Source organism: Pigmentiphaga sp., assembly GCF_019689535.1.
Classification (GTDB): Bacteria; Pseudomonadota; Gammaproteobacteria; order Burkholderiales; family Burkholderiaceae_B; genus Pigmentiphaga.
This window is the reverse complement of sequence record NZ_JADGHH010000121.1, coordinates 1-10,521: the sequence shown is the minus strand read 5'-3', so window position 1 is coordinate 10,521 and position 10,521 is coordinate 1. Positions and strand designations below refer to the sequence as shown.

The following is a 10,521-nucleotide window of genomic DNA, read 5'->3' as shown; positions in this document are numbered from 1 at the left end:
ACTTGGGGCACGACGTAGCCCAGCAGGAAAATGACGATGCCTACGGATACCAGCGCCACGACGGCCGGGTAGATGAAGGCGGTCAGGACTTTCGTGCGCAAGGCATTGCGCTCTTCGATGTAGCCGGCGAGTTTCTCCATGACGTGGGCGAGATCCCCGGACTCTTCTCCCGCTGCAACCAGCGCCCGATAAATTTCAGGAAAGTCGCGCGGCCGCGCGGACAGGGCGTCGGCGAGCCGGTGGCCGGCGCGCACGTCGGCCCGTACGCTCGTCATGACTTCGGCGACGTGTTTCTTCTCCGCCTGTTCCGCCGTGGCGGTCAATGCAGCGTCGAGCGGAAGCCGCGCGGCCAGCAGGCTGGCCAGTTGCCGGGTCGCCCAGGCCAGTTCCGCGTCCGACATCCGGGTGCTGAACCACGCGCGGGATCCGCGACCGCCGCGCTGTGTCCCGGACTCTTCGACGACGAGCGGCGTGAGCCCTCGCGTCCGAAGCTGGGCGCGTGCGGCGCGGGGGTTGTCGGCATCGATGTATCCCCGCTCGAGCTTGCCCAACGCGTCGGCGGCTTCGAAGCGATACGAAGGCATGTCAGATTTTTTCCCTACGACTTATGTTTTCGCCAGCCTGCGCCGCGGCACCCGTGCGCCGGTTTCCTATTCATACGTCCCGCGTGACGCGCACCACTTCTTCGGGCGAGGTCTCGCCCGCGGTGATCCAGCGTTCGCCGTCTTCGCGCATGGTGCGCATGCCGGCGGCTAGGGCGGCATTGCGCAGTTCGTGCTCGCTCGCCCCGGAGTGGATCAATTGTCGCTGCGTATCGTCTACCGTATAGAGCTCATGGATGCCGGTCCGGCCCAAGTAGCCGGTATGGCTGCAGGTCGCGCAACCCACGGGGCGGTACACGACGCGGCCATCGGGCTCAGTGTGCGGCTGTTTGCAGTCGGGGCAGAGCCGGCGAACCAGGCGTTGTGCCAGCACTCCCAGCAGCGACGAGGATAGCAGGAAGGGCTCCACACCCATGTCGGTGAGCCGGGTGACTGCCGACACCGAGTCGTTGGTGTGCAGGGTGGCGAGCACGAGGTGGCCCGTCAGCGACGCTTGCACCGCAATCTGTGCGGTTTCGAGATCGCGGATTTCGCCGATCATGATGACGTCCGGGTCCTGCCGTAGGATGGCTCGGAGCGCGACCGCGAAGCTCATGTTGATTTTCGAGTTAACCTGAGTCTGGCTGACGCCGGGCAGGTCGTATTCGATCGGGTCTTCCACGGTCAGGATGTTGGTGGTCGAGGCGTCGAGCCGCCCCAGGGCGGCATAGAGCGTGGTCGTCTTGCCGCTGCCGGTCGGGCCGGTGACCAGCACGATGCCGTGAGGCTGGTGGATGAGCTTGTCCAGCTGCGCGAGCAAAGTGGGGGCCATGCCCAGGCGCGAGAGTTCGAGTCGTCCTGCCTCCTTGTCCAGCAGGCGGAGGACGGCGCGCTCGCCGTGCCCCGTGGGAAGCGTGGAAACCCGGACGTCGATGGGGCGCCCACCCACGCGCAGCGCAATGCGGCCGTCCTGTGGCAGGCGCTTTTCCGAGATGTCGAGGTTCGCCATGATCTTGATGCGGGAGATCAGCGCCGCATGCAGCGCCTTGCGCGGGCTCACGACATCCCGCAGCGTCCCGTCCACGCGGTAGCGCACGACCGAATGGGTTTCGAAGGGCTCGATGTGGATGTCGCTCGCCCCGTCCCGCGCCGCCTGGGTGAACAGTGCATTGATCATGCGGATCACCGGGGCGTCATCCTGGGTCTCGAGCAGGTCCTCGACTTCGGGAATGTCCTGCATCAACCGCGCCAGGTCGATTTCGTTCTCGGCGGCGCCGACTACGGCGGCGGCATCTCCCGTATCGGCATACGCCGCCGTCAGCCGGGTTTCCAGTTCGGCATCGGAAATCCGCGTAATCCGCACCGCTCCGTGGCGGCGCTGGATTTCCGCAATGGCCCATGCCGGTGTGCGCGGGCTGACCGTCAAGAGGTTGCCCTCCGGCCGTATGCTGAGCAGCGCTCGTTGTGCCCGCGCCCAGGAGTAAGGCAATGGATTCATATCACGTGCTTGTCGTTGCCTTCACCGAGTCACGATCTCGGCCGCGTAACCGAGATGCCTCAACGCAGCCAGCGTAGTGTCCACCGTGACCCGGTCGCGGGCGATGCGCATGCGTACGTCCCAGCGGTTCGGGTCATTCTGCACCACATAGGCGTTCATGCCCGCATCGGCAATGCGACGCGCAGCCAGTTGTGCCTCGATCTCGGACGGTGCCCCGATCACCTGTAGCACCAGCGTGGGGTCGTCCGCCTGCAGCGCAGCGATGTCGCGTGGGACGACCGTGGGGGGAACATGGCCGGCCCCTGCGTTGCCGTTGGGGATGGGATCGCCCGCGCCCGGTATGCGCGGCGGAAGCTGTGGCGCCTGCATGTCGGGCAACAGCCAGTGCGAGCCCGGTTGCGCCATCGCTTGCTGCGCGCGCATGTATTCGTAGCGGTCTACCATGAGGTTGCTGTTGGAACCGCCGTCCCGTACGACATACGGGCGCAGGAACACCATCAGGTTGGTTTTCGTCCGCTTGCGGTTGTCGTAGCGGAACAGCGAGCCGATGCCGGGAATATCGCCCAGGCCAGGCACTTTTTCCACACCCCCGGTGACCTGGTCTTGGATCAGGCCGCCGATGACGATGATCTGTCCGTCGTCCACCAGGACGTGCGATTCGATCGCCCGTTTGTTGGTGATGATGCCCGCGTTGTTGCTCCGGCTGTCGTCGACACTGCTGACTTCTTGGTAGATCGCCATTTTGACCGTGCCGCCTTCCGAAACTTGCGGTTTGACCTTGAGCGTCAACCCGACGTCCTTGCGCTCGATGGTCTGGAACGGGCTGACGGTGGACGTGCCGCTCGTTTGGGCGTATTGGCCGGTAATGAAGGGCACATTCTGGCCGATGATGATGCTCGCCTGCTCATTGTCCAAGGTCAGCAGGTTCGGTGTAGACAGGATGTTGGCGCCGGCCTGGGTTTCGAGGGCCCGGGCCAGGAAGCCGAGGTTGGTCACCCGCCCGATGCCTGGGATGTCGACCGAACCTTTGGCGATGCCGATGCTCAGGCCTTTGCCGATAGAGCCGATGTTTTGCGCCGTGCTGATGATGTTGGAGCCGGTGCCTCCAAAGCTGGTGCCGCCCACCACGGAAGTGCCGTTGCCCGCGTTGAGGTTGCCCAAGCCCGTCAGCCATTGGATGCCGAACTCGGCCGCTGTTTCGGCGGACACTTCGACGATCAGGCTTTCGACGAAAATCTGGGCCCGGCGCACGTCCAACTGGTCGATGATCTCGCGCAGGCTCCGGTACAGCGGTTCAGGCGCCGTGATGATGAGGGTATTGGTGGTGGCATCCGCCTGCACGGTCGCTCCGCCACCTGAAAATACGGTGGAGCCGGACTGCAGCGTGCTCGTGCCGAGCGAGCCCGACAAACCCGCTTGCCCCGTATTGCTGCCCAAGGTCGTCGACGTGGCGGTGGTGGTGCTGGAGTTGGAGCTCAGGCCGCTGCCGGTTGAAGTCCCGCCCAGGCCGGTCGAACTGCCGGAGAGGCCTCCGCTCAGGCTGCTCGTGCCCGCCAGCGTGCCGGTGCCCGATTGGCCGGTCAGTACGCCCCGCAGCACCTCGGCCAGCTTGACTGCCTCGGCGTTGCGCAGATAGACCACGTGCATGTTGGAGTTGCGCGCGGAGGGGTTGTCGAGCTTGGCGATCAGGTCCCGCGCGAGCTTGGTGCGGGCCGGGCTGCTGGCGCGTACCAGCACGCTGTTGGTACGCGGGTCGGCCACGACGGTGACGCGCTGGGTGGCGTCGCTGCTTGTACCTTGGTCCAGGAGCCGGCTCACCATGGCGGCGACGTCCGTGGCGATCGCATGCTTGATCTCGATCAGGTCGGTAGCGATGGCCGACGGCGTATCGATGCTGGCGATGACGTTGGCGATGCGTTGCAGGTTGTCCGCGTAATCGGTGATGACCAGCGTGTTGTTGCCCGGGTAAGCATTGATCGGATTGTTGGGCGCGATCATCGGGCGCAAGACCGGCACCAGGTTGGCGGCGTTCTCGTAATTGAGCTTGAAGACCCGGGTAACGAGCTGCCCGCCGCTGCCGGACGGAGTCGCGCTCGTCACGGGACTGCCTTGCAGCTTGGCGTCGGCTTCCGGGACGACGCGGCTGACGCCGTCGACCTCCACTACCGCGAAGCCTTGCATGCGCAGCGCGCCCAGCAACATCCGGTACGCGGTGTCGCGGTTGACCGGATTTTCGGACACGAGGGTAAGCTGCCCCTTGACCCGCGGATCGATGAGGAAAGTCTTGCCGGTGAACTGGCCCAGCGCGCGCACGACGGCTTCCAGCTCTGTGTTGACGAAGTTGAGCACGACGCCGTCTGCGGCAGCCGCATTGCTCGCGCCGGGCGCGGAAGCCGCGAAGGATGGCGGTGCGGCAAGAGCCAGCAGGGCCGAAGAAACCGCCGCCGCCAGCCTACGCAGAAGAGGCGTGCGGGCGGCGCGGTTTCGGAAGAAGGCTTGGTTGAGCATAGGCATGATCTTATCGGCCGATTTGCAGGATGGAGTCGTCGCCCGAACGGCGGCCGAGTGCGGACAAGGTGCTTTGCAGCGCGGCACGGACTTCGGGAGATGCATTGGGTACGGGGCGGGCTACCCCCTTGAAGGTAAAGCCGGAACGGGCGGTCCAGCGGCCGTTCCCTTCCATGTTCAGCGGCCCGGACACCGTGGAGAGCGCAAGCGATACTGCGTTGCCTGCTTCTCCGGTTACCCGGGCGCGGTAATGTCCGATGGGACGCAACAACGACAGGGCCGTCCCGGCATTGCTCCATTCGGCGACGATGATTTCGCCGGAGGGGATGTTGCCGTTCAGCCGCAGCGAGGGCCATTTCAAACGCAGTTCGCCTGAGGGCCGCAGCGTGTTGAAGGGCGCCCCGAGTTGTGCGAGCGTGGAAGCCGGCAGTTTCAACGTGCCAGCCGACAGCAGGAAGCCGTTCGTCTGCAGTCGCAGGCTCAGGGGTGCGTCCAGCCACGGATGGCGGATTTCGATCGCGGGCCCTCCGGACCACTTCGTTTGCCACTGGATGGGGGCGGGCAGCGTGCTGCGCGCTTCCGGGAAGCCGAGCGCCAGCAGGGCGCTGCCCCGCCAGAGGGTGCCGGAAGCATCGACCACGGCTACCGGCCATTGCTGCGGGACGACCGCGATCAACCAGCGTGCGGGAAGCACGGCCAGCGCGGCGGCGGCCGCCACCGCGACGCATAGCAGGAGTTTGAGCCAGGTACGCATTACCGGCCCTGTCCGGCGTCGGCCGGGACGAATATCAACACGCCGGAGGCCTTGCCCGTCAGCAGGCGGCCGTTTTCATCGGCGGGTCGCTCGAGTTCGGCTTCCGCCAATTGCAAACGGGTTTGCCCCGGTACCGAAGCCAGCCATTGCATCAGATTGCTGGCTTGTACTTCGTCGAACGAAACCTGAATGGCTTCGCTGGTCTGGCCCTCTGGCGGCGGGGCAGAGGTGACTTCCGCAACGATGCCAGCACGCTCCAGGCTCTCCGCGAGCGTGCGGCGCGTTTCTTCCACCGTCATCTTGCCGCTGCGCACGCGTTGCAGGCTCCGCGCTTCGGCCGTGAGCGCATCGACCCGCGCTGCTTGCGTGCGCAGCAGCGGCAGTTGCCTTTCCAGGCGCGAGTAGCGCGTCCAGGCCGGCTCTACGAAGAGCAGGAACACGAGGGCGATTCCTGCCACGAGGCCGGCTGCGAGGAGCAGCCGCTGCTCGCGTGGGGCCAGCCGGTTCCAGCGCCGCTCGGCTTCGGCAGCGAGCCGGACCAATGCCGGGGGAAGAGAGGGGTTGAAGGCGGGCAACTTCATCGCGGCGAAGAGTTCTGTTGTATGCGTACCCCGCTTTGGCTGGGCGGGCGGGCGGCATTGTCCGGTTCTGCAGCCGCCGTCGATCGGATGATCCATTCGCCTTCGTCATGGTCGACGTGCAAACCGAGGCTTGTCGCGCGCTGCAGGATGGCCGGGTCGATTTCCCTGCGCACGGTATTGGCGGGAGGGGGAGCGGGCGGTGTCGATCCCCGGCGCGTGGCGAGCCGCCTCAGGCCCTGGGATGGTTGAGGCTTGGCGGTCGCCTGAGCGGCCTCGGCCTTCTGGACCATGCCGATGTCGGCATCCACGAGGCGCAGGCGCAGCTCGCCTGGCGTGTAGCGCAGGGCCGTCACATTGTTCGAGGCGGCGGGCAACAGTTGCGCTGCCGCCAAGGCAAGGGGTAGGAAATCGGACGAACCGAACTCGCCGCCTGCCGCGCGCAAGGCGTCGCGGCGTTGTTCTGCTTGGCGCACGGGGTCGAGCACGACCGGAATGTCGGGGAATGCCGCCTTGACCTGGGCGGCCATGCGCTGGCGCAGTGCGGCCTCTTCGCGGCCCAGTTGCCAGGCATGGACGTTCAGCCCCAGGATCCAGACGGCGGCTGCCGCTGCCGCCCAGGCCGCCGGGCGGCGCCACGGAGTCCGGCCTTTGCGGTTCGGCTGCAATGCGGGCAGCGCCAGCGACCACGCCGGCGCGGGGCCTTGCCACCGTGCCATGGCCGGCAGCGACCGCTTTTCGGTTCCTTGTATGTCGGGCCAGGCCGCGGGGGGCGGATCGATCCAATTCACGACCGCAGGCGCGGATTGCTCAAGGGCCGGGAGCAGCGCGGCGACGGCCGGGTCGGTCTCGGTGGTGGCCAAGGGATCGATGAGCCAGGCTTGGCCGTCTTGCCGGCCGGTGCGGACCACGACGTATTCGCCCCGCACGAGTACTGTCCACCCCATGTCGGTGGGCGGCAGCGCCAGCGGCGCCGGTATCAGCGCGTCGGCTGGCAGGCCGCAATCGGCCAACAGGCGCAGGGCGCGGGCTACGGGGTCGCGCGCGGCCCAGGCGACGGCGACGGTGCCGTCGCTCGCCCGCGCGCCATGGGCTACGGCCAGGGTCTCGATGTCGCCCAGCAGCATGGGCTCGACCGCCCCTTCGACAGCGGCCTGGAGCTTGTGCGCGGGAACGGGCGGCACGGTGACCGTGGCCACGACGCAGTCGGCCGGATGCAATATGCCTTCGACCCTGCTGGCAGGCAGCGCGGCGGCGAGTTCGGCCAGGGGCAGCTCGCCCGTGCGCTGGACCGCGTGCTGCCGGTCGAGCAGTGCAAAAGCCACTCGCGAATCGGCATGCAGCGAGGTCAGGGCGGGAAGCTCCAGCCGCAACGTTGTCTTCAATTCGTCTCCCTTTTCCAGACCACCGCCGGAGAGTTGGCGTTGGCTCTCGATACCAGCGCTTGCATTGTGACGGTTGCGCGTTCCAGCGTCACGGAGCCCGAGACGAGGAACCACTTGCTGACCGTGACGATCTGCGAGTCGGTGATAGTAATGTCAGGATTGGCCAAACGGTTGCTGAAATCCGCACGATCGTTGAACCAGCTGCCAGCATTGCGTTGTTCCGTGATCGCCCTCGCCTGGCCCAGGGACAGGCCCGGGACGACAGCCGCGAGTACTTCTGCGGGGGCAGTGTTGGCATTCACGGCGGTTGCTTCGGGCAAGACGGTGACATAGGGCCGCAATGCCTCGATGGTCTCTTCGGTGATGTCGGCGAGGCCTTCCAGGTCGTCCACCGACCGGATCATGGGAGCGCTGGGCCCATGGCCGCTGACCGACTCCCCGTTGGCATCGGCGCCCGTGGGCGAGGCGCCGCCGGAGGTCTCCGACGTGGCCGGTGCCGCCTGGGCGCTGGCGATCCGCAAAGCGATGCGGGGCGCCAGGCTTGCCGGCAGGCCAAGCATCGTGCACAGGCGCTCCAGCGCAGCGACTTCCGTCGGTTGCGGCACGCCATCTTTCGCGAGGTTGCGCAGATTGTATTTGCCCTGTTCATCTTCGATGCGCCCCGAAAAAAGCGCGACGCGGTCGTCGCCGGGGCGAGTGACCCGGGTGTCGGCCACTGGGGTCGCCCACAGCTCGCCGAGGCGGGTAGTGCTATTGCGGCGCGCGTCTTCCCTCAGTACGAGGCGCGCCCAGTCGAGGCCGCCCTGGAGCAGCCAGCGCGCCTGGATGCGGGCCTGTTCGTTCTCCACGGCGCGTACCGCGGCGGCCTGTCGCTGGAACAGCCCGGTGACCAAGACCGCGACGGCCGTGACGATCAGCAGGGCGCTGACGACGGCCATGCCCTGCTGGCGGCGGGGAGCGTGTGTGCGCGCATTCATTCCAGCACCACCACCCGGCGATAACGCTCCAGGCGTGCCGCGGTGCGGCGCTCGGCGGAAATCTCGAGGCCGGTGAATGCGGTGCCCGTTGCGGGAAACGGCGGGTTGACCCAGCCTTGCCCGGGCGCCCAGGCGCGGATGGCGAACCGCGTGATGCCGTCGAGAATCGCGGCGCCGTCGCCGGCGGGCGGCAGCGGATACTGGCGGGCGGACTTGCCGGCCGCGCGGCGCAATATCGCGCCGTCCAGGAACCACACCACGCGCTGCCATGCCGCGGGGTCGCCGGCGTCGCTGCGGATGATCTCGAGCGTGGCCGAGGCATCCGCCGCTTCCTTGAACGTGATGCGCAGGCTCTGCGGCAGCGTGGGGGCTCCGGGCCGTTTGGCGTTGCTCGGGACGCCGTCATCCAGCAGCGTATCAGGCGCCCGCATGGCGAGGTCCCGTTCGATCTGGCCCAACATGCGGATGGTGCTTTCCACCTCATCTGCGTCCGAGGCGAGCCGCCGCTGCAAGGCACTGACGTTCTCCAGGCCTCGCCACGAGATAATGGCGACCACCGACATCAGGGCGATCGCCACCAGGACCTCGATCAAGGTGAAGCCGGCTTGCGCGCGCTTCATGGCAAGGCGCTCAGGAAACCGTTGACCTGGGCAAGCACTCTGTCCGGCTCGCCCTCCGGATAGACGCGGATCATCACCTGGCGGATGTTGTTGTTCTCCGAATTGGTGAAGACCCGTTCGCATTGCAGCGCCAGCGGGCCCTGGGGGCAGGCTTCCGTTTGCCGCCCCGGGCTCGGCATGACGCGGGCGAGGCGCAGCTCGGCCAGCTGGTTTTCGGCTTCGACCAAGGCCAGCGACTTGGCCCGCAGCGCCGCGTTGTTCTGGCCTATCATGCCGACGGCCCGTACCGAGGCAGCCAGCGCCACGCCCACGATGGCGAGCGCCACGAGCACCTCCACCAGGGTGAAGCCGGCTTCATCGGACCGCATAGCGTCCCGCCTCGTCGCGCAGGATGGTCACGATGGCATCGGCGTTGCGCAGTTGGACGACCATGGGGCCGGGGATCCATTCGGAAGTGAATACGGGCGGGCCCGGAGGGTCCACCTGGACGGTCACGGGGCCGTCGGTCCAGCGTCGCGGCTTGAGCAGTTCGTCGTGCTCGAACGTCTCGAGGGTATAGACCGATGTGCGCCGGGCCAGCAGGGAGCCGGGAGTCAGTACGCGTGCTCGGCGCACGAAGCGGTAGCCTTCTTCGTTGGCTTCCCAGGTGATGCGCCGGCCGTCGGCGCGCACTTCGCCTTGCGCCACGGAAAACAGCTGCGCCAGGCGTTCCGCGTCGTCGCGCAGCAGTTTGCGGCGGTCGGGAAAGGCGCGGATGGTGACGGCCGCTGCGGCGATGCCGATGATCACGACCACTACCATCAGCTCGATCAGCGTGAATCCGCGCGCACGTCGGGCGGGCGCGCGGCTTTCCCCCGCCCGGCCCTCGGCGGCGAGTTCAGAGATCCCAGGATCCAATGTCCGCATCGGCGTTTTCGCCGCCGGGCTGCCCGTCGGCGCCCAGCGAGAATACGTCTACGTCGGCACCATGTACGCCGGGATTGAGGTATTGGTACGGATTGCCCCAGGGGTCGGTGGGCAGGCGATCGAGGTACTGCCTCCAGTTCGGGGGCACCTGGCCGGTAGTGGGGCGTTCCACCAGTGCCCGCAGGCCTTGTTCCGTGGTGGGGTAACGGCCGTTGTCCAGGCGATAGAGCTTGAGCGCCTGCATGATGCCGGAGATGTCTTGTTTGGCGGCCACTGCGCGTGCTTGGTCGGGGCGGTCCAGCACCCGCGGAACCACCAGCGCCGCGAGAATCCCCAGGATGACCACGACGACCATGATTTCGATGAGGGTGAAACCCGCTTGGCGTCGGGGCCGAATAGAGTGTGACCGTGTCACAGCGTAAACTCCGTATCGTAATTTGGCGGCACTATTATCGCCGCTTTGCGTGACAATTCATGGTGTGGGTATCCCTGTCGTAAGCGGGGCACCGCGTGAAAGTCATGATTTGCCGTGTTTTCACGGTTTCAGCCGGAGTGTCCGATGCGGGTAACCCCTAATCTTCCCAAGGTGGTCGCCATCGTTGCGATGTTGCTCTTCGCGGCGGGCGTGGGCGTGTGGGGTGCCATCCTGCTGGCCCCGTCCCCGCCGCCCCCCCCCCCCCCCCCCCGTGGGGGGGGGTGTGGTTAAAACAAAAA

General features: G+C 66.8%; 11 protein-coding genes. All 11 read right to left on the bottom strand.

Features of this window, described 5'->3' with window-relative positions; translation table 11 throughout:
- A partial coding sequence (locus IRZ12_RS11475; protein WP_296468493.1) for a type II secretion system F family protein occupies positions 1–584 on the bottom strand: 584 nt, incomplete at its 3' end.
- A 70-nt stretch (positions 585–654) separates the two neighbouring features.
- Entirely contained in the window at positions 655–2,079 is a 1,425-nt protein-coding gene (gspE, locus tag IRZ12_RS11470) for a type II secretion system ATPase GspE (RefSeq protein ID WP_296468491.1), read from the bottom strand.
- Positions 2,080–2,100: 21 nt separating this feature from the next.
- On the bottom strand, positions 2,101–4,593 hold the full coding sequence (gspD, locus tag IRZ12_RS11465) for a type II secretion system secretin GspD (RefSeq protein ID WP_296468488.1): 2,493 nt from the start codon (positions 4,591–4,593) through the stop codon (positions 2,101–2,103).
- A 4-nt stretch (positions 4,594–4,597) separates the two neighbouring features.
- Complete coding sequence (gene gspN, locus IRZ12_RS11460) at positions 4,598–5,341, bottom strand: type II secretion system protein N (RefSeq protein WP_296468486.1); 744 nt, start codon at positions 5,339–5,341, stop codon at positions 4,598–4,600.
- Positions 5,341–5,922 (bottom strand): type II secretion system protein GspM, encoded by a 582-nt coding sequence (gene gspM, locus IRZ12_RS11455; RefSeq protein ID WP_296468484.1) that lies wholly within the window; start codon positions 5,920–5,922, stop codon positions 5,341–5,343. Before gspM ends, gspN begins: the two co-directional genes overlap by 1 nt.
- Positions 5,919–7,304, bottom strand: coding sequence for a type II secretion system protein GspL (gspL, locus tag IRZ12_RS11450; protein WP_296468482.1), 1,386 nt, complete (start codon positions 7,302–7,304; stop codon positions 5,919–5,921). Before gspL ends, gspM begins: the two co-directional genes overlap by 4 nt.
- Complete coding sequence (gene gspK, locus IRZ12_RS11445) at positions 7,301–8,281, bottom strand: type II secretion system minor pseudopilin GspK (RefSeq protein WP_296468481.1); 981 nt, start codon at positions 8,279–8,281, stop codon at positions 7,301–7,303. The genes gspL and gspK overlap by 4 nt, the downstream gene beginning before the upstream one ends.
- Positions 8,278–8,901 carry a type II secretion system protein J gene (locus tag IRZ12_RS11440; RefSeq protein WP_296468479.1) on the bottom strand — a complete coding sequence of 208 codons (624 nt, stop codon included), beginning with the start codon at positions 8,899–8,901 and terminating at the stop codon, positions 8,278–8,280. The genes gspK and IRZ12_RS11440 overlap by 4 nt, the downstream gene beginning before the upstream one ends.
- Positions 8,898–9,269 (bottom strand): type II secretion system minor pseudopilin GspI, encoded by a 372-nt coding sequence (gspI, locus tag IRZ12_RS11435; protein ID WP_296468477.1) that lies wholly within the window; start codon positions 9,267–9,269, stop codon positions 8,898–8,900. Before gspI ends, IRZ12_RS11440 begins: the two co-directional genes overlap by 4 nt.
- Positions 9,256–9,807: a prepilin-type N-terminal cleavage/methylation domain-containing protein gene (locus IRZ12_RS11430; protein ID WP_296468476.1), complete on the bottom strand. Its 552-nt coding sequence runs from the start codon at positions 9,805–9,807 to the stop codon at positions 9,256–9,258. The genes gspI and IRZ12_RS11430 overlap by 14 nt, the downstream gene beginning before the upstream one ends.
- On the bottom strand, positions 9,779–10,222 hold the full coding sequence (gene gspG, locus IRZ12_RS11425) for a type II secretion system major pseudopilin GspG (RefSeq protein ID WP_296468474.1): 444 nt from the start codon (positions 10,220–10,222) through the stop codon (positions 9,779–9,781). Before gspG ends, IRZ12_RS11430 begins: the two co-directional genes overlap by 29 nt.
- Between the last annotated feature and the right edge of the window lie 299 nt (positions 10,223–10,521).

Coding starts and splice junctions, on each gene's coding strand:
- gspE (WP_296468491.1), bottom strand. CDS start 2,079: ATGAATCCATTGCCTTACTCCTGGGCGCGGGCACAACGAGCGCTGCTC.
- gspD (WP_296468488.1), bottom strand. CDS start 4,593: ATGCCTATGCTCAACCAAGCCTTCTTCCGAAACCGCGCCGCCCGCACG.
- gspN (WP_296468486.1), bottom strand. CDS start 5,341: ATGCGTACCTGGCTCAAACTCCTGCTATGCGTCGCGGTGGCGGCCGCC.
- gspM (WP_296468484.1), bottom strand. CDS start 5,922: ATGAAGTTGCCCGCCTTCAACCCCTCTCTTCCCCCGGCATTGGTCCGG.
- gspK (WP_296468481.1), bottom strand. CDS start 8,281: ATGAATGCGCGCACACACGCTCCCCGCCGCCAGCAGGGCATGGCCGTC.
- IRZ12_RS11440 (WP_296468479.1), bottom strand. CDS start 8,901: ATGAAGCGCGCGCAAGCCGGCTTCACCTTGATCGAGGTCCTGGTGGCG.
- gspI (WP_296468477.1), bottom strand. CDS start 9,269: ATGCGGTCCGATGAAGCCGGCTTCACCCTGGTGGAGGTGCTCGTGGCG.
- IRZ12_RS11430 (WP_296468476.1), bottom strand. CDS start 9,807: ATGCGGACATTGGATCCTGGGATCTCTGAACTCGCCGCCGAGGGCCGG.